This is a genomic window from Pseudactinotalea sp. Z1748, from assembly GCF_049725185.1.
GTDB lineage: Bacteria > Actinomycetota > Actinomycetes > Actinomycetales > Beutenbergiaceae > CALKWS01.
Map to the genome: position 1 here is coordinate 20,491 of NZ_JBMPQB010000004.1, position 19,483 is coordinate 39,973.

Annotated in this window: 20 protein-coding genes; 9 read left to right on the top strand and 11 right to left on the bottom strand. The window is 68.6% G+C overall.

Translation table 11 applies throughout. The features are described 5' to 3' along the window. Positions 1–54: 54 nt before the first annotated feature. Positions 55–1,167, top strand: a complete 1,113-nt coding sequence (locus tag ACO0LU_RS10110; protein ID WP_424791240.1) for an NYN domain-containing protein — start codon at positions 55–57, stop codon at positions 1,165–1,167. Between the two features lie 112 nt (positions 1,168–1,279). Here ACO0LU_RS10110 and ACO0LU_RS10115 read toward each other — a convergent pair whose 3' ends face one another. The 8 genes from ACO0LU_RS10115 to ACO0LU_RS10150 all read right to left on the bottom strand — a co-directional run bounded on the left by ACO0LU_RS10115 (position 1,280) and on the right by ACO0LU_RS10150 (position 6,419). After that, on the bottom strand, positions 1,280–2,338 hold the full coding sequence (locus ACO0LU_RS10115) for an AI-2E family transporter (protein ID WP_424791241.1): 1,059 nt from the start codon (positions 2,336–2,338) through the stop codon (positions 1,280–1,282). A gap of 124 nt (positions 2,339–2,462) precedes the next feature. Beyond that, entirely contained in the window at positions 2,463–3,116 is a 654-nt protein-coding gene (locus ACO0LU_RS10120) for an SRPBCC family protein (protein ID WP_424791242.1), read from the bottom strand. A 2-nt stretch (positions 3,117–3,118) separates the two neighbouring features. Continuing rightward, complete coding sequence (locus ACO0LU_RS10125) at positions 3,119–3,469, bottom strand: ArsR/SmtB family transcription factor (protein ID WP_424791243.1); 351 nt, start codon at positions 3,467–3,469, stop codon at positions 3,119–3,121. Between the two features lie 85 nt (positions 3,470–3,554). Continuing rightward, positions 3,555–4,790 carry an RNA polymerase sigma factor gene (locus ACO0LU_RS10130; RefSeq protein WP_424791244.1) on the bottom strand — a complete coding sequence of 412 codons (1,236 nt, stop codon included), beginning with the start codon at positions 4,788–4,790 and terminating at the stop codon, positions 3,555–3,557. 22 nt (positions 4,791–4,812) lie between these two features. After that, positions 4,813–5,199 (bottom strand): YciI family protein, encoded by a 387-nt coding sequence (locus ACO0LU_RS10135; protein ID WP_424791245.1) that lies wholly within the window; start codon positions 5,197–5,199, stop codon positions 4,813–4,815. 5 nt (positions 5,200–5,204) lie between these two features. Further along, complete coding sequence (locus ACO0LU_RS10140; protein WP_424791246.1) at positions 5,205–5,582, bottom strand: YciI family protein; 378 nt, start codon at positions 5,580–5,582, stop codon at positions 5,205–5,207. Between the two features lie 316 nt (positions 5,583–5,898). Next, complete coding sequence (locus tag ACO0LU_RS10145; protein ID WP_424791247.1) at positions 5,899–6,159, bottom strand: Txe/YoeB family addiction module toxin; 261 nt, start codon at positions 6,157–6,159, stop codon at positions 5,899–5,901. Positions 6,160–6,161: 2 nt separating this feature from the next. Beyond that, positions 6,162–6,419: a type II toxin-antitoxin system Phd/YefM family antitoxin gene (locus ACO0LU_RS10150; protein WP_424791248.1), complete on the bottom strand. Its 258-nt coding sequence runs from the start codon at positions 6,417–6,419 to the stop codon at positions 6,162–6,164. Between the two features lie 145 nt (positions 6,420–6,564). Here ACO0LU_RS10150 and ACO0LU_RS10155 point away from each other — a divergent pair, with 145 nt between their 5' ends. From ACO0LU_RS10155 to ACO0LU_RS10170, 4 genes are all read left to right on the top strand, one after another. Then, positions 6,565–6,927, top strand: a complete 363-nt coding sequence (locus ACO0LU_RS10155; protein WP_424791249.1) for a hypothetical protein — start codon at positions 6,565–6,567, stop codon at positions 6,925–6,927. Next, complete coding sequence (locus ACO0LU_RS10160; protein ID WP_424791250.1) at positions 6,890–7,105, top strand: DEAD/DEAH box helicase family protein; 216 nt, start codon at positions 6,890–6,892, stop codon at positions 7,103–7,105. Before ACO0LU_RS10155 ends, ACO0LU_RS10160 begins: the two co-directional genes overlap by 38 nt. A 353-nt stretch (positions 7,106–7,458) precedes the next feature. After that, entirely contained in the window at positions 7,459–10,764 is a 3,306-nt protein-coding gene (ileS, locus tag ACO0LU_RS10165) for an isoleucine--tRNA ligase (protein WP_424791251.1), read from the top strand. Next, positions 10,761–12,185: a bifunctional folylpolyglutamate synthase/dihydrofolate synthase gene (locus ACO0LU_RS10170; RefSeq protein WP_424791252.1), complete on the top strand. Its 1,425-nt coding sequence runs from the start codon at positions 10,761–10,763 to the stop codon at positions 12,183–12,185. Before ileS ends, ACO0LU_RS10170 begins: the two co-directional genes overlap by 4 nt. 80 nt (positions 12,186–12,265) lie before the next feature. On the opposite strand, the gene ACO0LU_RS10175 is transcribed toward ACO0LU_RS10170, so the two are convergent. After that, positions 12,266–12,628 (bottom strand): hypothetical protein, encoded by a 363-nt coding sequence (locus tag ACO0LU_RS10175; protein WP_424791253.1) that lies wholly within the window; start codon positions 12,626–12,628, stop codon positions 12,266–12,268. A gap of 77 nt (positions 12,629–12,705) precedes the next feature. After that, on the bottom strand, positions 12,706–13,818 hold the full coding sequence (locus ACO0LU_RS10180) for a DUF418 domain-containing protein (protein WP_424791254.1): 1,113 nt from the start codon (positions 13,816–13,818) through the stop codon (positions 12,706–12,708). A gap of 137 nt (positions 13,819–13,955) precedes the next feature. Here ACO0LU_RS10180 and ACO0LU_RS10185 point away from each other — a divergent pair, with 137 nt between their 5' ends. After that, a complete protein-coding gene (locus ACO0LU_RS10185) occupies positions 13,956–15,629 on the top strand; it encodes a gamma-glutamyltransferase (RefSeq protein WP_424791255.1) in 1,674 nt (557 codons plus the stop codon). 12 nt (positions 15,630–15,641) lie between these two features. Here ACO0LU_RS10185 and ACO0LU_RS10190 read toward each other — a convergent pair whose 3' ends face one another. Next, the gene (locus ACO0LU_RS10190) at positions 15,642–16,880 is read right to left on the bottom strand and encodes a DUF418 domain-containing protein (RefSeq protein ID WP_424791256.1); all 1,239 of its coding nucleotides are present in this window, start codon (positions 16,878–16,880) and stop codon (positions 15,642–15,644) included. Between the two features lie 161 nt (positions 16,881–17,041). Between ACO0LU_RS10190 and dhaK the strand changes: the two genes are divergently transcribed. From dhaK to dhaM, 3 genes are read left to right on the top strand one after another with little or no spacing between them, the layout of a single operon-like run. Next, positions 17,042–18,049, top strand: a complete 1,008-nt coding sequence (gene dhaK, locus ACO0LU_RS10195) for a dihydroxyacetone kinase subunit DhaK (protein WP_424791257.1) — start codon at positions 17,042–17,044, stop codon at positions 18,047–18,049. Further along, the gene (dhaL, locus tag ACO0LU_RS10200) at positions 18,049–18,705 is read left to right on the top strand and encodes a dihydroxyacetone kinase subunit DhaL (protein WP_424791258.1); all 657 of its coding nucleotides are present in this window, start codon (positions 18,049–18,051) and stop codon (positions 18,703–18,705) included. Before dhaK ends, dhaL begins: the two co-directional genes overlap by 1 nt. Then, positions 18,698–19,423: a dihydroxyacetone kinase phosphoryl donor subunit DhaM gene (gene dhaM / locus ACO0LU_RS10205; RefSeq protein ID WP_424791259.1), complete on the top strand. Its 726-nt coding sequence runs from the start codon at positions 18,698–18,700 to the stop codon at positions 19,421–19,423. Before dhaL ends, dhaM begins: the two co-directional genes overlap by 8 nt. Positions 19,424–19,483: the final 60 nt, after the last annotated feature.

Sequence of the window (19,483 nt, forward strand, 5' to 3'; positions counted from 1 at the left end):
GCGGGGGCGCTGTCCCGGTCAGCACCGCACAGGCCCCAGGGCTAGGGTGGCGGCATGGAATCTGATGAGCGTCTGGCCGTGTTCCTGGACTACGAGAACCTCGCGCTGGGGGTGCGTGATCTGGGCACCACGTTCCAGTTCCGTTCGATCGCCGATGCCCTCGCCGCTCGCGGACGTGTGGTGGTACGCCGGGCCTATGCGGACTGGTCGTTCTTCGCCTCCGATCGCCACGACCTGACCAGCGAACACGTGGAACTGATCGAGATGCCCCAACATCAGGGGGCCTCACGCAAGAACGCTGCGGACATCAAGATGGTGGTCGACGCGGTGGAGATGGCCTTCGAGCGCGACTACATCTCCACCTTCGTGCTCTGCACCGGCGACAGCGACTTCTCCCCGCTGGTGCACAAGCTGCGCGAGATGAACAAGCAGGTGATCGGGATCGGGGTGGCCAACTCCACCTCGAAACTCCTGCCCTCGGCCTGCGATGAGTTCCTCTTCTACGACCGACTGGAGGGCGTGGACCTACCCAGCGGTTCCGAACGCTCCGGGCGGCGCCGCCGCCCCGGGGCGCCCAAGCCCCCGGAGGCCGCGGTCGAGCAGCCGGAGCAGTCCGAGCGGCCGGACCCGAGCGAGCCGACCGAGCCGACCGAGGACGATGCCACCGGTACCGAGCAGGCGAACGCGGAGGAGCGCTCGCCGTCGTTGGCGGTGTTGGTGGCCCAGACCCTGGCGGACCTGAGTTCGTCCTCCGGGGCGGTGACCGCCTCGGTGCTCAAGCGCACCCTGCTGCGCAAGGATCCCACCTTCAGCGAGTCCGACTACGGGTTCCGCTCCTTCGGAGAATGTCTGCGCCACCTGGCCGAGCGTGGGGTGGTGGAGATCAGTTCCGGCCCCGCGGCCGGGGACCCCGAGGTGTCCCTGCCCGAGCGCGGTGAACGTGAACTGGCGTTCGCTGCGGTCGCTGACCTGGTCGGTGGTGCAGGGGAGGCGGTGCCGTTGTCCGGCTTCAAGGACCAAATGCGCAAGCAGCGCCCCGGCTTCTCCGAGAAGACCCTCGGGTACCGCAACTTCCTGCAGTTCGTGCGCGCCGCCAATGCCGACGGCTTCGTGGACCTGCGCTGGGACGGGGACGCGGAAGACTACCTGCTCACACCCGCGCCCTGAACATCATCCGCTCCGGCACCCAAGCGGAGATCATGACCTCCCCGGTCCTCTCGGGGGTGTTCAGTACCGGGATCAAGGTGCTGGGTTCCGAGCCGTACCCGGTGGCGGTCCATTAACGTCGAGCCGGCGCTGGTCCTGCGTCACCGTGGTCCCGCAACCGCTCGATGATCTTCAGGCCGCTGGCGAATACCGGTGTCGACAACGCTGCGCCCAGGATCCCGAACAGTGCACCACCGGCGATCGTGGTGCCCAGGATGAGGATCGGGTGCAGTTTCAGGGCTCCTTGGGTGATGAAGGTCTGGATGACGGTCTGCACGCCGTTCTGCGCGGCAAGCACGATCACCAGCATGATGATCGCGTCGGTGATCCCTCCGGAGCCGAGTGCCACCAGCACGGCGAATGCTCCGGAGAAGATAGCCCCGAGGAAGGGGATGTAGGAGGTCACCATCGTCACCACCGCGATCGGGAACGCCAAGGGCAGGCCCATGACCCACACGCTGACTCCCACGATCGTGGAGGAGACGATGTTCGAGGCGGTCAGCGCCACGAAGTAGCGGCGCATCGCCCAGGTGGCGTCGTTGATGACGCCCGCACCGACGTCGCTGCGGAGCCCGAGGTTGCGCCCCGTCCACATCACCAGCAGGTTCCAGTCGGCGAGGATGAAGTAGAGCAGGAAGAGCCCGACGAACAACCCGAGGGCCAGGCTCGCGGTCCCGGAGAACACGGTGCCCAGTCCGGAGGCGAGGTTCTGCCCCGTGTTCTGGATCGTCGTCTGGGCGTCATCGAGGCTGAGATCGCCCACGCCCAGCTCAGCGGCCCACACCTGCAGTGACTCCAGTCCGACCGTGACTTGCCGTGCGATCTCGCCCGCTTGGGCGATCACACCGCGCACCGCCACCACGACCGTGCCCACACCGATGGTCAGCAGCCCGACCAGCACGATGAGTGCCGCGAGATGTCGCGGTACCCACCGCCCCAGCCACTGGCACAGCGGCGCGAACAACGCGCCGATCACGGCCGCCACGATCAGGGGAGCCACCAGTCCGGAGATGAGCGACAAGCCCAAGTAGGCGATGATGACCGCCAACGCGATCCCGACCAGGTACCAGGCCCCGCGCCCCCACCGCTCCAGGCCGGCGACGACGTCGGGACGGTCGGGCGCTAGGGGCATGCTGGTTAGATTAGTGCGCACCACCCGGTCCGGGTGCCGGTGTCACGGTGAACGGATCGGACGCCGTCATGGCCCCGTGCTTGCGAAGGTGAGCACTGCTTGGCGCGATCACTCGTCTCGCGTGCTACTCGACCTCCTGGCCGGTGTAGAAGGCAGTGGTCCTGCGCTCGGCGGCGCGGGCGGCGTCCTCGGGCGTGCCCGCGGCGACCGAGGCATCGGCCCAGCGCCGGCTGCTATCGGCGATGAACTCGCGCGCGGCTTCGCTGCGCTCCCACTCCGAGCCCTCCGGCGGTTTCGAGGCTCCGGTGGCGATGTGCAGCGCCAGGCCCAGGAAGGCCAGGTCCCAGCCCACCCCGGTCGCGCCCGGCCCGTAGGTGGTCCAGAAGTCGCTCGGGAAGTCCTCGGTCGTCTCGTGCTCAAGGGTGAGGCGGGCGCCGTCGTCGTCCTCAGTAATGCGGAGGGTGACCCAGGAGATGTTCCCGGCGAACTCCCAGGTGACCTTGACACGCGACGGAGGCTCGCACGCCTCGATCGTGCCATCGGCGTTGCCTTCGATCCGGTATCTACCGCCGAGTTCGAGGTCGCCGGATACGGGCCCGAACCAGCGGGGGAGCCGCTCGGTGGAGGTGCAGGCGTTCCAGAGGTCCTCCACGTTGGTGGCGTAGACCTGGCTGATCGTGGCGACGACCGTCGCGGTCTCGCCGTGTTCGGTCACGGTCAGGCCACGCGTGACGTGGTCGGCCTGTCCGGCGCTGATGGTGGTGACGTTATCGGTCATGGTTACTCCTTTCCGTCAATGGGGTGGTGGCGTCGCTCGCGCTTGCCGCGGGCGATCTCGGTCTCGAGGGCAGCCAGGCGGGGCGCCCAGAACGCGCGGAACGGTGAGAGCCAGTCATCGGCCTGCCGCAACGGCTCGGTGTCGACGGCGTACAGCCGCCGGGAGCCGTCGGCGCGCACCGTGGTGAAGCCCTGCGTGCGCAGCACCCGTAGGTGCTGGGACACCGCCGGCTGGCTGATGCCGAACTCCGCACCGATCCAGGTGGCGAGTTCACCCGCTGGTCGCTCACCTTCGGCGAGCAACTCCAGCAAGCGGCGTCGAACCGGGTCACCGAGGACGTCGAGCGCGTGCATGGCACGACAGTATTAGATTCTGCTTATATAAGGCAATGGTTAAATGAGGTGACTTCGGGCTCGCCGCTCCGGCCGAGGGTTCGCCTCAGGTCGCGAGTTGGTCGCGCCGGCGGGTGAGGTAGGTCCGCTCGGCGCGATTCCCGGCCAGTTCGATGGCCCGGTCATAGGCGCCGAGCGCATCGCCACCGCGGCCGAGCCGACGTAGCAGATCGGCGCGTGCGGCATGGAACGCGTGGTAACCGTGAAGAGGTCCGGCCAACCGGTCGATCTCGGCCAGTGCGACATCGGGGCCGTCAACCTCGGCGACTGCGACCGCCCGGTTCAGCCGTACGATCGGGGAGGGGTCCACCAGCATCAGACGGTCGTAGAGGGTGAGGATCTGGGACCAGTCGGTGTCCCGCGCCGAAAGGTGGTAGGTGTGCACAGCGTTGATCGCCGCCAGCAGTTGGTAGCGTCCGGGTTGCTCATCGCCGCCGGCCACCGCTGCGAGTCGGCCGCGGACCAGGTCATGGCCCTCGTTGAGGAGAGACCGGTCCCACGCGCTGCGGTCCTGCTCCTCGAGCGTCACCAACTCTCCGGTGCGCGAGACGCGTGCTGGCCGGCGGGCGTCGGTGAGGAGCATCAGGGCCAGGAGGCCGGCCACTTCGCCGTCCTCGGGCAGCAGGTCGTGCAGCAGGCGGCCAAGTACGATCGCCTCATCGATGAGATCGGGGCGGAGCGGCTCAACACCCTCGCCGGCGAGGTAGCCCTCGTTGAAGATCAGATAGACCACCGTGAGCACCCCGGCCAGCCGCTCACGGATGTCCTCGGAGGAGGGCACCCGGTAAGGGATGTGCGCCGCCTTGATCTTCCTTTTCGCACGGGTGATCCGTTGGGCCATCGTGGTCTCCTGCACCAGGAACGCCCGGGCGATCTCGGCGACGGTCAGCCCGCCGAGCAGGCGCAGGGTCAGGGCCACCCGGGCCTGCATCGCCAGGGCCGGGTGGCAGCAGGTGAAGATCAGTCGGAGCCGGTCGTCCTCGATCGGACCGGTCGGCTCGGCGGGTGTGTCATCGTGCAGGATCCGGGCCGCCCGGTGCTTGGTCTCGCGCAGGGACTCGCGCCGGATCCGATCGATCGCCTTGCGGTTCGCGGTCGTGGTGAGCCACCCGCCGGGATGAGCGGGTATCCCGTCGCGCGGCCACCGCTGCACCGCCGTGACGAATGCCTCGGCAGCGGCGTCCTCCGCGATATCGAGGTCACCGAACCGGCGCGCAAGGCTGGCGACGACCCGCGCCCACTCCTGCTTGTGGATGCGGGTCATCGCTTCCTCGAGGCGCATCCTGCTCACTATTGCAGGAGCCTCACGAGTGCAGCAGCCTCTGCACGGACTCTGCGGTCTGGAAGGGACGCACCTCCACCTTGCCCCGGCATGCCTTCGATCCCTCAGCGGCGAGTTTCAGGGCCACGTCCAGGTCCGGGGCCTCGATCACCCAGAAGCCGCCGATGTATTCCTTGGTCTCCAGGTAGGGCCGGTCCAGGATCACCGGGCTCTCGCCCTGACCGTCCACCGTCGTGGCGGTCGTCGCGGGCTCCAGCCCGTCGGCGAACACGAAGTAGCCTTCGCGCTGGAGTTTGTCATTGAAGGCGCCGGTGTCGGCGAAGGACTCCAGCATCGCCTCCTTGGAGGGGTAGGGGCCGTAGTCGGTGGGTTCGGCGGGTCCGTAGACGGCCAAGAGATACCTGGGCATGGTGATCAGTCCTTATCGAGGCCGGCGGCCTGTGGTGGTCGACCCGGGAAGCGGTGCACTTCCTGCGGCCAGTCGAGCGCGACGGCGAGGCGGCCGGCCCAGTACCGCGCAGTGGCGTCATCGGGCACGCGCACGACGCAGAAGCCGCCGAGATGCTCCTTGGTCTCCACGTAGGGGCCGTCGGTGAAGACAGGCTCTCCCTCCCTGGCTTCCACGCTGCAGACCACGGAGGAGGCATCGATCCCCCCGTTCCCGAAGACGAAGACACCCTCGTTCCTCATCTCCTCGACCACTGCCATGCTGGCCTCGCTCTTCTGCTGCACCTCTTGAGGCGTGTGGTCGGGCACCCACTCGTCGTTGAACGCGATCAGGTACTCCGGCATGATCCTCTCCTCTCGGGTAGTTCGAATGACATCGGCTTGTTGCACGGGCCGCGGTGGGGTCCGGCATATATTCCACGAACGGGGCTGTTCCGATACGACAGTTTCCCGGAGGTGCTCACCTCGGTGCCGTTCGTGCCGGTGCCTGAGGTACGGAGATCGACGCCCAGGGGTACGGAGTTGGCAGGTTGACCCGCGCCCCGCCCTGATGATCCACTACGGAGTCGGCGTGCAGGCCAAGCGCACCGTGCAGATCGTCCAGATCGACGAGGACTTCTTCGAGTAGCCGATCACCTTGGCGTTAGGTGCCTCCTTGGCTTCATCGCCCGTAGTGATATCGGCACGCAGCGATTCGTACCTCGGTCTCGGTCACCTTGTAGATGAGCCGGTGTTCATCGGTGATGCGCCGGGACCAGTATCCAGCGAAGTCGTGCTTGAGCGGCTCGGGCTTGCCGATGCCCTGGTTGCCGTTGCGAACGACATCCTCGATCAAGGCAGTGATGCGCTTGAGGGTCTTCCGGTCCTGCGCCTGCCACCAGAGGTAGTCTTCCCAGGCGTTACGGTCCCAGACCAGCCGCATGATCAGTCGGCATCGACAAGGTCGCGCGATTCACCTTCGCCCGCCTCGAGTCGCTCCATCGCATCCAGCAAGCGCCGAGCATTGGCGGGGGAGCGCATAAGGTACGCGGTCTCGCGCAGTGCCTCGAAATCGTCCAGGGACATGATGACGACGGGGTCGTGACCCGCCCTGGTGATCACGATCTCCTCGCGGTCCTGCACCACAGAATCGAGAACCTCGGCGTAGCGACGTCGGGACTCGCTATAACTCATTGTTCGCACGTAGGCCTCCACGTTGTTTGTACAAAAAACTGTACAGCCTCCCGGGCTGCCGAGTAAAGAGGATCGTCTTTCCGCGAAACGTCCGCCGAAACCGAACTAGAGTTGCAGGGCGAACCGAGATGGATCGTTCGGGGGAGGGAGCGCCGTGAGCAACTTCGCCTTCGCCAAGGTTGCGTTGCCCACCGCACATCCCGATTGCCTCAAAGTTGAGCCCTACCTCACCACTGATCCCCGCGCGGCGTGCTTCTCCAGCAGGCGCGCCATTGAGCACCTGGTCGGTTACCTCTACGAGGTACTCAATCTGAGTGAGCCGTACCGGAACGACCTGGTCGCACGGATGAACGACGGGGCGTTCAAGACCCGCACCGGCGATGGCATCAACCAGAAACTCAACCTCATTCCAGGAGCAGGGAGCACCTGCGCGCCGTCACCACCGTCAACCTGGTCACCGAACGAGACAGCGAATGTACGTGTCGACCTACCCGACCATGCTGAACATCCTCAATGAGGCCGACGACGACGGTGCCCGGGTGCAGCGCTTCGGGCCCGGACACTTCGACTTGGTCATCATCGATGAGGCCCATCGGTCTGTCTACGCCAAGTACGGAGCCATCTTCGAGTACTTCGATGCGATGCTCGTGGGCCTGACCGCCACCGCGAGGGATGAGGTCCAGGAAGCGGCGTAAAGAGCATCGCTGCTGCGTTCCCGGCACCGAGCGCGCGGGTGCCTTCCATGCTTGCCCGGCCACGTCGCCGTGCGCTCCCGGGTGATGGACACCTCGCGCCTGCGGTGTACCCGAGTGTGTGCCACGCGATAGAATGGCCGTTGGCAGTGACCCGGCGATCACCGGCGAGCCATCCGGAAGAACGGGCCGGCGCGGGTGCGCAGGCCTCATTAGACCCGGACGGGTAGGCCCGTCACAGCCGACGACGAGAGGCCGGGCGCAGGTGCGCGCGGCAATCGAGGTGGTACCGCGGGAGCCGGTCAGGACGCCGGGCCTCGTCCTCGAGCGAGAAGGCGACGAGGAGAAGGACCACGATGGCGCATCAGGCCAACCACTACCCCCGGCACACCGACATCTCGGGTGTGCCGTCCTCCCCGGACCTGCCGGCCCTGGAACGGCAAGTGCTGGCCTACTGGGCGCGCGACGACACCTTCGCCGCCTCCATCGACCAGCGTGAGGCCGGCACCGACGGCGCCAACGAGTACGTCTTCTACGACGGGCCCCCGTTCGCGAACGGACTGCCCCACTACGGCCACCTGCTCACCGGGTACGTCAAGGACGTGGTGCCCCGGTACCAGACCATGCGGGGCAAGCGGGTGGAGCGCCGCTTCGGCTGGGACACCCACGGCCTGCCCGCCGAACTGGAGGCGATGGACCAGCTCGGGATCAAGACCAAGGACGAGATCCTGGATATGGGCATCGAGGCGTTCAATGCCGCCTCCAGGGCGTCGGTGCTGAAGTACACCGACGAGTGGCGCGACTACGTCACCCGCCAGGCCCGCTGGGTGGACTTCGACAATGACTACAAGACCCTCAACCCCGACTACATGGAGTCGGTGCTGTGGGCGTTCAAGAAGCTCTACGACAAGGGCCTGGTGTATGAGGGCTTCCGGGTGCTGCCCTACTGCTGGAACGACCAGACCCCGCTGTCCAACCACGAACTGCGCATGGACGAGGACGTCTACCAGTCCCGCCAGGACCCCTCGGTCACCGTCGGCTACCGCCTGGAGACCGGTGAACTCGCGCTGATCTGGACCACCACCCCGTGGACGATGCCGTCGAACCTGCTGGTCGTCGTCGGGGAGGACATCGACTACGTCGTCGTCGAAGCACCCCACCCGGGCGATGACTCGCGCACCGAGCGTTACATCCTGGCCGAGGAGCGCCTGGAGGCCTACGCCCGGGAACTGGCCGGCGGCGACGCCGACCTGGCCCGCTCCCGGATCGTGGCCCGGCTCAAGGGCGCCGACCTGGTCGGGCGGTCCTACACCCCGCCGTTCACCTACTTCCAGGGCCACGAAGGGGCCCACCGCATCGTGGCCGATGACTACGTCACCACCACCGACGGCACCGGGCTGGTGCACAACGCCGGCGCCTTCGGTGAGGAGGACAAGCAGACCACCGACCGCGAGGGCATCGAACCGGTGCGGCCGGTGGGCACCGACGGCGCCTTCACCGCCCCGGTGGAGGAGTACGCCGGGATGCTCGTCTTCGACGCCAACCTGCCCATCATCGAGCACCTCAAGGCCGCCACCACCGGGCACGGGGATTCCGGGTCGGTCACCACCGGCACGGTGCTGCTGCGCCGGGAGACCTACGACCACTCCTACCCGCACTGCTGGCGCTGCCGCCAACCGCTGATCTACATGGGCGTGTCCTCCTGGTTCGTGGAGGTGACGAAGTTCAAGGACCGGATGGTCGAACTGAACCAGCAGATCACCTGGGTGCCCGAACACGTCAAGGACGGCCAGTTCGGCAAGTGGCTCTCCAACGCCCGGGACTGGTCGATCTCCCGTAACCGCTTCTGGGGCACCCCGATACCCGTGTGGCGCAGCGACAACCCCGACTACCCCCGCACCGACGTGTACGGCTCGCTTGCGGAGATCGAGCGCGACTTCGGGCGCCTACCCCGCAACGCCGACGGCGAGGTGGACCTGCACCGTCCGTTCGTCGACGAACTCACCCGGCCCAACCCGGACGACCCCACGGGCTCCTCCACGATGCGCCGGATCGAGGACGTGCTGGATGTGTGGTTCGACTCCGGGTCGATGAGTTTCGCCCAGGTGCACTACCCGTATCAGAACGCCGAATGGTTCGAGCACCACTTCCCCGCCGACTTCATCGTGGAGTACATCAACCAGACCCGAGGCTGGTTCTACACCCTGCACATCCTGGCAACCGCGCTGTTCGACCGGCCGGCGTTCTCTGCGTGCGTCAGCCATGGCATCGTGCTGGGCAACGACGGGCAGAAGATGTCCAAGTCGCTGCGCAACTACCCGGACGTTCGCGAGGTGTTCGATCGCAACGGCTCCGATGCGATGCGGTGGTTCCTGATGGCCTCCCCGATCCTGCGCGGCGGCAACCTGGTGGTCACCGAGGACGGCATCCGTGACGCGGTGCGCACCATCCTGCTGCCGTTGTGGAGCACCTGGTACTTCTTCAGCCTGTACGCCAACACCACCAATGACGGCGCGGGGTACCAGGCCAAGCCCGTCACCACCGAGCGGGTGGCGCAACTGGGGGAGATGGATCAGTACCTGCTGGCCCGCACCCACGACTTGGCGCTGGCGGTGACCACGGCGCTGGATGAGTACGACATCGCCGGGGCGGCTGAACTCATCCGCGACCACCTCGATGTGCTGACGAACTGGTACGTGCGTACTCAACGCGACCGGTTCTGGGCCGAGGACGCCGACGCCTACGACACCCTCTGGACCGCATTGGAAGTGCTGTGCCGGCTGATGGCGCCGTTGGCCCCGCTGGTGACCGAGGAGATCTGGCGCGGACTGACCGGTGCACGGTCGGTGCACCTGACCGACTGGCCGGTGCGCGACGGTAGCGGCATCGCCGGATCGGTCGGCGATGCCGTGATGGAGGACGGCCTGGTTCCCAACGCGGACCTGGTCGCGGCGATGGACCAGGCCAGGGCCGCGGTCTCGGCCACCCACGGCCTGCGCAAGGCCCACCAACTACGTGTCCGCCAGCCCCTGCGGCGGGTGTACATCGCGGTGGAGGAGCCCGGAGCGGTCCAGCCCTTCAGCGGCTTGATCGCCGAGGAGCTCAACGTCAAGGAGGTCGAACTGCTCCGTGCCGGAGAAGAAGCGGCACACCGGTTCGGGGTGACGACCCGGTTGAGTGTGAACGCCCGGGCAGCCGGACCACGCCTGGGCAAGGACGTGCAGACGGCGATCAAGGGCGCCCGTGCCGGGGACTGGGCCGAGCAGAACGGCACCGTCGTGGCCGGCGGCATCGAACTGCACGACGGCGAGTACGAGCTGGTCACCCAGGTAGCCGAGGCCGCCGACGGCCGGCAAGCGGTGGCGATACTGCCCGGCGGCGGATTCGCGGTGCTGGAACTGGCACTGGACGAGCAGTTGCGTGCCGAGGGCTACGCCCGTGACGTGGTGCGCCAGGTCCAGGACGCCCGCAAGAGTGCGGGGCTGCACGTGGCCGACCGGATCACCCTGACGCTGACCGCGCCGGCGCAATGGGCTGCAGCCGTGCAGGCTCACGCCGACTTCATCGCCGCCGAGACGCTGGCCACCTCGGTGCAGGTCCACTCCGGCAACGGCGCAGACCTCGGGGTGGACCTGGCCCGGGATGAGGAGTGGGGCGCATGAGCCGATTGCCCGGAGTTCCCGGCCCGGATCGGCCCGGGACCGGAGGAGATGCCGCACCGGCGGATCCCGCACTCGCCGCCCGCGCCGAGGAGATCTATCAGCTGATCGTCCAGCGCAGGCCCGAGCACGACATCGAGCCCACCATCGAGCGGGTCCAGATGCTCACCGACCTGCTCGGACGCCCGCAGGATGCCTTCCGGGTGATCCAGGTGGCCGGCACCAACGGCAAGACCTCCACCGCTCGGATGATCGAGCAACTCCTGCGCGAAGCCGGTCTGCGTACCGGACGGTTCACCTCCCCGCATCTGCACACGGTGCGCGAGCGGATCAGCATCGACGGCGAGCCGATCTCGGTCGAGGCGTTCGTGGCCGTGTGGGACGACGTCGAGCCGTATGTGCAGATGGTCGATGCACAACTCGCCGAGCGGGGGGAGTCCCGGCTGAGTTTCTTCGAAGTGCTCACCTCGATGGGCTATGCCGCCTTCGCCGACGCCCCCGTTGACGTCGCGGTGGTGGAGGTGGGTCTGGGCGGCCTCTGGGACTCCACCAACGTTGCCGACGCCGAGGTGGCGGTCTTCACCCCGATCGCCCGGGACCACCAGCGCTGGCTGGGGGACACCTTGGAGGAGATCGCCGAGGTCAAGGCCGGCATCATCAAGGAACTCGATCCCGAAGTGGTGGTGATCAGCGCCGAGCAGACCGAGGAGGTCGCCTCGATCATCGCCCGCACCGCCGTCCGGCGCCGGGCCCGGGTATTGGCCCAGGGGTTCGACCTGGGGATCGCCAACCGGGCTGTGGCGGTGGGTGGCCAGTTACTCGACCTGAGCAGCGCCGGGGCCCTGTACACCGAGATCTTCCTGCCACTGCACGGCGCACACCAGGCACAGAACGCGCTGCTGGCGCTGGCTGCGGTGGAATCCTTCTTCGGCGGCGGGGCGCTGGACGGCAGCCTGGTCGAGGCAGCCTTCGCCGCGGTGACGTCACCGGGACGGTTGGAGCTGGCTCGATCCAGCCCGGCGGTGCTGCTCGACGCCGCGCACAACCCGGCCGGGGCCAAGGCGCTGGTCGAGGCCCTGCAGGAGGCCTTCTCCTTCACCCGCCTGGTCGGGGTGGTGGGCATCATGGCGGACAAGGACGTGGACGGGATCCTGGTCGAACTGGAACCGGCGCTCGATGAGGTGGTGATCACCCAGTCCACCTCGATGCGGTCGATGGATGCCGAGGATCTGGCCGAGATCGCCCGCGACATCTTCGACCCCGATCAGGTGCACGTGGCCCCGTTCGTGGGGGATGCGATCGCCCTCGCCGCGGATCTGGCCGAGCAGGGTCAGGCCGATCAGATCGCTTCCGGCACCGGTGTGCTGGTGGCCGGATCGGTGATCCTGGCCGCAGAGGCGCGTGCGATTCTCGGTCACGGGTGAGTGGCCGCGCACCTCGCGCCGGTCGTGTGATCAGTACGTCCTGAGCCCGCGTGCCCGGAACTGCCCGCGCACTCGCTCGATCAGTTCCGGGGACGGCGGGCAGGAACGGCAGCACCTCCACCCGGGCCACGGACGACCACGCGGCCACCTGAGCCGCAACCCCCGGTGTGCACGCCCATCTGTCGCGCCCCGGTCAGGACCCGGGCGGCGAAGGCCGGCTGCATCAGCACCTCGCCGCCGGAGAGGGTGTGTTCGCCGCCGGTCGCGGCGAACACGGCGCGGTACCGGCGCACCAGCGCCAGCACGTCGTCGGCCCGGACCGCCTGATCGTCGCGCATCCGCAGCATGTCCATGGCCCCGCGCAGAGCCCGCGCCACGGCGGTTGGAGTCCGGACCGGACCGTGGTCGTGGTCATAGTTCACATCCCAGGTTGAGTGCTGCACCGCCAGGCTACGGCGACCGATGACCGCATCCCTGGGATCAACGGCCCGCTCAGGAGTGGGTGGGCGCACGGGGTGGTTCAGGGGGCCGTGTGCGACCTTCGCGGTCCCCAGCGCAGTAGTGCCTCCAGGGGGCCACGGCCCACGAAATGGCGCCACAATGTGGCCGCAACGACCAGGACCAGGGCGAGCGCCACCGCCGTCAGCGCACCACCGATCAGGGTGTGCGGGCCGGGGCGTACGAACACCGCCAGGAGCACCATGTGCGCCACGTACACGGTGAGGGCCATCTGCCCGGTGGCCACCAGCGGCCACGCCGCCCACCCCAAGGCGGGTTGCATCAGGAGCGCCAACCCCAGCACGAACACTCCTGCTGCCGTGCCGGCTACCAGCCACAGCGGCATCTGCGAGTGGGCCCCCCCGGAGATGAGCCGCTCGGCGCCCAGGGCCTCACCCGCAGGGCCCACGGCCGCCTCCAGCACCCGCGTGAGCACCTCGGCGGCCACGGCCACCACGCCGCCGAGGGTGAGCAGGCGCAACTGCACGTCTCGCTCACCCAGGCGCAGGCGCCCCAGCCACATCCCGAACAGGAACGGGGCCAGCCAGGTCAGCATCGGGTAAGGCCCGGAGGCCACCGTGGACACGAGGATCTGTAGGGGCGGATCCAGCACGGTGGCCGGCTCCCGGTCGAACTCGGCACCACCGGACTGGATCACGAGCCACAACACCGGCCCCGCCAAGGTGACGACACCGGTGCTAGCCAGAAGGAGCCAGTTCGGAGCGCGCACGAACAACAATGCCACGACGAACAGCGCGGCGTAGGTGGTCAGGATGACGTCGATCTCGTGGTCGAGCAGTTGGGTGCTCAGTCCGATCAGGCCCAGCAGAACCGCCCGCCACAGCACCTGCTGCCACGGCACCGGACCACCCTGGCGGGCCCGGCGGGTGAGCAGGGTGTAGCCGATTCCGGCCAGCAGCACGAACAGCAATGAGGCACGTCCGTGCGGGAGCACCAGCAACTTGCCCGTGATCCCGGAACCGTCCAGCGGGCCCACGTTCACCGCGAGCATGCCCAGAATCGCCAACGCACGGGCGGCATCCAGGCCCTCGACCCGGCGCCCGGAGGATTCCGCGGTGGGAGAGTGCGCGCTCCCGCCGGGCTTTCCCAGGTGCGAATCCGGTGCCGAGTCCACCGATTCAATGTAGCCGTGGCCCCCTGGCGCTGCCCGTTCAGGCACGCCGTTGCCGCAGGGGCTGCTGACCCGGCCCGACACGCGAGGACGTGATCGGGCGGGTACGGTGGCAGCCGATCGACGGGAAGGACCTGGCCATGTCCCGACAACTCACCATCACCGTGGCGGCCGCGGCCCTGCTGCTGGCCGGCTGTTCGGCGCCGCCGGAGGACGACGTCCAACCGACCCCGACCGCGGAGCAGCCCGCGCCCACCGACACCGACGAGCCGACCGATGAACCGTCCGAGCCCACGCAGGAGCCGGAACCGGAGCCGGAGCCGGAGAGTCCATTGGCCCAGTACGGCATCAGTGCCGCTCACCCACTGGCAGCGGCCGCGGGGGAGGAGATCTTCGATGCCGGCGGCAACGCCGCCGATGCGATCGTGGCGGCTGCCTTCGCGGTGTCGGTGGTGGAACCGTTTGCCTCCGGCATCGGTGGCGGCGGTTCGGCCATCGTGGTGCCCGCCGAGGGCCAGGCGCAGGCCTACGACTATCGCGAGGTCGTGGCGAACTCGGGGACGATCGGCGCCGGTGGTGCCGGAGTTCCGGGATTCGTGGCGGGCCTAGGTCATCTGCACGAGGAATACGGCGAGCTGGAGTGGGACCAGGTACTGGCTCCGGCCATCGACCTTGCCCAGGACGGTTTCGAGGTCAGCCCGTTCCTGGCGTTGCGGATGCGCTCTGACTACGGGCCGGAGGCGATCAGCGGCCTGGAGCACTACGCCCCCGGCGGGCAGCCTCTTGACCAGGGCGACCTGCTGGTGCAGGCCGACCTGGCTACCACCATGTCAACCATCGCCCAAGAGGGCCCGGATGCCTACTACACCGGCTCCCTGGCACAGGATCTCAGCGTCGTCGACGGCCTGGACGCACAGTCGCTCGCCGACTATGAGGTGGTGACCTCCGCACCGGTGCGCGGGGAGTTCGCCGGGTACGAGGTGCTCGGTCCGGCGCCCCCGCTGCCCGGGGTGTCGCTGATCCAGATGCTGCAGATCGCCGAGGCCGGGGGGCTGGCCGGCACCGACCCGGGGTCGGCGGCGTTCATCGAACTGATCGGCCGGGGCTGGGAGTCCGGCTACGAGACCACCACCACGGTGCTGGGCGATCCGGCGTTCGTGGACGTGCCGGTGGACGAACTCACCAACGCCCAGGCCAACGCCGGACTGGCCGGCGGCACGGTGCAGCCGCCGACCTTCGGGCCGCCCGATCCGGGGACCGCCGGCAACACCACCCACCTGACCGCCGTGGACACCGACGGGCTGCTGATCTCGATGACGAACACCATCACCAGTTTCTGGGGCTCCCAACAGCACATCGGTGGGTATTTCCTGAACAACCAGCTCACCCGGTTCGACGCCATCGGCACCACCGCGGCCAACCAGCCCGAAGCGGGCAGACGCTCCGTGAGTTGGTCCCTGCCCGCCGTGCTCGTCGACGCCGAGGGCAGAGCGGTCCTGGGCATCGGCACCCCGGGCGCCGAGCGGATCCCGCAGGTCCTGGCCCAGGTGATCAGCCGCTGGGCGGTACATGACCAGACCCTGGCGGAGGCCACCGAAGCCCCGCGGTTCTCCTACGAGGACGGTCAGTTGCTGCTCGAGGCCGAACCCTCGGCCGGGTTCGCCCAGGGGGTGAGCGAGTCCTACGAGGTGGTCCCGCGGGAGTGGGCCTACTTCGGTTCCCTGCAGGCTTTGGAGGTCGACTACGACACCGGGGAGGTCACCGGACCGGTCGACGAACGACGGGAGGCGGCCGTGGTCATCGCAGAGCCGTGACCGGCGCACCGCTCATCGGTAGACCAGCCGACGCAGGAGGGTCTCGGCCGGGCCGCGGTAGTGCTGCCGCTCCCACAGGTAGGCCAGCACGGCCAGCACGGCCCAGGTCGCGATGGCCAGACCCGCCGCCGCGGCCGAACCGATCGTGGCCCCCAGACCCAGGCCCCATGCCGTCAGTACCGGAGCCAACAGCACCGACTGGCCCAGATAACTGGACAGGGACCGCTTGCCCACCGCGGCCACCGCCACCACCGGCAGGCTCGAGGCCACCGGACGATTCTGGATCCGGTAGGCGAGCAGGGTGAACAGAGCCACGTAGCCCAGGCCGCCGAAGACGTTGGTGAGCATCTCCACGCTGCCGAAGATCCACGAGACGTGATCACCGACCTGCAACGCGCCCACGTGGTACAGCGCGTGCGGAAGGCCGCCGCCGAAGGCCACCCCCAGGCCGATCACCGCGGTACGGCGCAACAGCGGCAGGTGCGCCCCGGGGTTCTCCAGGATCCCACGCCGAGCGGCCCAGAACGCCAGCAGGATCATCACCGGCACCACCACGTTGACGAACGCCTGGGTCAGCAACGTCACCGGCCAGCCGGCGCCTCGCATCAGCACCGATGTCACGTAGTTCGACTCTGCGCTGACGGCCACCCCCATCCCGTAGAACTCCGCGCCGAGGGTCTCCTCGGCAACCATGTCGGTGGGCACGAACGGCAGACTGATCAGCGACACCACGGCCATCAGCGCCAGCAGCCCGGTGATCACAGCAGCCCAGATGATCAGGGTCTTGTCCCTGCGGCGGAAGAACAGCGCCACCAGCACCAGCCCGGCCAGGCCGTAGGCGCTGACCACATCACCGACCCACAGCAGGGCGGCGTGCAGGAAGCCGAAGACGATCATCCATAGGTGCCGTCGCCGCAACAGTCGCCGCGCCGCGCCGTCATCGGCTCCGGCCTCGCGCTGCCGGCGGTAGAGCTGGACGATGCCGTACCCGAACAGGAACGCGAACAGCGGGTAGATACGCCCGTCCACGGCCACGATCATCACCGCTTGCACGGCCCGGTCCGGGCCGGACCCCTCCACCGGGTGCATCGTGGTGGCGCCTTGGGTGGACCCGTACAGGAACCAGGGGACGTTCGCCAGGGCGATCAGCAGCAGCATCGCCCCCCGGGCCAGGTCCGGGGCCAGGGCACGTTCACCGGAACCGACCGGGCCCCGTGGCGCGGGGATGGTGGTTCGCGGTGTGCGGCTCATGCACGAGATCGTGGCAGACGGCCCGGATGGGCACATCTGACGCCTGTCACCAATGCACGCGTGGGCGGTTCGGCTGGGAGAATGGGGGTGCGATCTGGCCAAGCCGGTCCATCCGGTCCACAGTGGGACGTAACACTCCACGGCGCATCCAAGGAGCCCTCATGAAGAAGTTGATCAATCACGCCGACGACATCGTCGCCGAGAGTGTCACCGGGTTCGTGTGCGCCCATGCCGACCTGGTCAGCGCCGGTGGTGGGCAGGACGCGCTCTTCATCCACCGGCGCGGTGGTGCCGTGACCGGCAAGGTCGGGCTGGTCAGCGGGGGTGGTTCCGGTCACGAACCGTTGCACGGGGGTTTCGTGGGGGTGGGCATGCTCGACGCCGCCGTACCCGGGGCCATGTTCACCTCACCTACCCCCGACCCCGTCCTGGCTGCCACCAGGGCCGCCGACGGCGGCGCCGGTGTCCTGCACATCGTGAAGAACTACACCGGGGACGTGCTGAACTTCGAGACCGCGGCCGAACTGGCCGAGATGGAGGGACTCGAGGTGGCCTCGGTCACTGTCGATGACGACGTGGCGGTGCAGGACTCGCTGTACACCGCCGGGCGTCGCGGGGTCGCCGGGACGGTGCTGGTGGAGAAGATCGCCGGCGCCGCCGCCGAGCGAGGTGAGAACCTGGCATCGGTGGTCGCGATCGCTGAGCGGGTCGTGGGGAACGTGCGCACGATGGGGGTGGCGCTGAGCGCGTGCACGGTCCCGCACGCGGGCCGGCCCTCCTTCGACCTGGGCGGTGGTGAGATCGAGATCGGGATCGGCATCCACGGTGAACCGGGGCGCGAGCGCGTCCCGATGGCCGGGGCCGATGAGGTGACCGACCTGCTGCTGGACGCGGTGCTGGCCGACATGGACCTCCAGGCCGGGGAGCAGGTGTTGCTGCTCGTGAACGGGATGGGCGGGACGCCCCTGAGTGAGCTCTACATCGTCTACGGGCACGCCCGGGAACGGCTGGAGGCAGCCGGGATCACGGTGCACCGGTCCCTGGTCGGCAACTACGTGACCTCCCTGGAGATGCAGGGCGCCTCGGTCACGGTGCTGCGCCTGGACGAGGAACTGACCGGCCTCTTCGACGCGCCGGTGATCACTCCGGCCCTACGGTGGGGTGCCTGATGAGCACGTTGGATGTGACCTGGGCCAGGGCCTGGATCAAGGCCTGCGCCGAGGACGTGGCGAACCATCGGGTGGCGCTGAACGAGTTGGACCGGGCGATCGGGGACGGTGACCACGGGCAGAACCTGGACCGGGGCTTGAGCGCGGTGACGGCCACGTTGGCGCAGACTCCCACCGACACTCCCGGGGAGGTCTTTCGCCTGGTGGCAACGGGCCTGATGTCCGCGGTGGGCGGGGCGGCCGGCCCGCTGTACGGGACCGCGTTCCTGCGCGCCGCCAAGGCAGCCGGGACCGGAGGCCTGGACGCCACCGGACTGGCCCAGGTCCTCGCCGCCGCCGTGCAGGGGATCATCGACCGCGGAAGGGCCGAACCCGGCGACAAGACCATGGTCGACGCCTGGTTGCCGGCGGCCGATGCCGCCCGGACTGCGGCCCAGGAGGGTGCAGATGTGACCCAGGTGCTCAACGCGGCGGCCGCCGCCGCCGCGCAGGGGGCCAGGGATACCGAGCCCTGGGTCGCGCGCAAAGGCCGGGCGAGTTACCTCGGCGAGCGGGCCAGGGGGCACCGGGATCCCGGGGCACAATCCAGCGCCCTGATGCTGGCCGCGGCTATACCGGCGAGCCTGGCCGGGGCGGAGGAGTCCGCCGATGGTTGAGACCGCACTGGTGCTGGTGTCGCACTCGGGGCACCTGGCCCGTGGTTGTGCCCAGGTCGCCGCGCAGATGGCGCCGGACGTGACCATCCTGGCGGCCGGCGGCACCAGCGAGGGCGGTATCGGCACCAGTTATGACCTCGTGGAGTCCAGTGTCCGGCGCGCGCTCGCCGACGGTGCCGGGTACGTCGTGCTGCTGACCGACCTCGGCTCGGCGCTGCTCACGGCGGAGTCGGTGCTGGAGATGCTCGCGGACGAGCGCGTACTCATCGCCCACGCCCCCTTCGTGGAGGGCGCAGTCGCAGCGGCGGTATCGGCCCAGTCCGGCGCCGTCGGAGCACAGGTGCGTGCGGCAGCCCACGACGCCATCGACACATTCGGCCCACCGGAGGTGCAGGGGCACGGGTCCGCACCCGGGAACGCAGCAGATGACGGGGCAGCAGTCGGCGAGGACGGCACCGGGATGACCATCGAGCGCACCCTGACGGTGCGCAATCGCCTCGGTCTGCACGCGCGCCCGGCGGCGATGCTGGCCCGTCAGGTCGCTGAGTTCGATGCCCGGGTCAGTATCAACGGCGTCGATGCCACCAGCGTGCTCGCGTTGATGGGCCTGGGCCTGACCGGGGGGGCCAGAATCGATTTGGTAGCCAGTGGCGCACAGGCCGAGCAGGCGGTGGAGACCATCACAGCAGACGTGGAGGCCGGCTTCGGGGAGGAGTGAGGCGCCGGCCGCGGAGCCCTCGTGGCGCTCGCGGGCAGGCGTGGGCATGCCGGCCCCGGC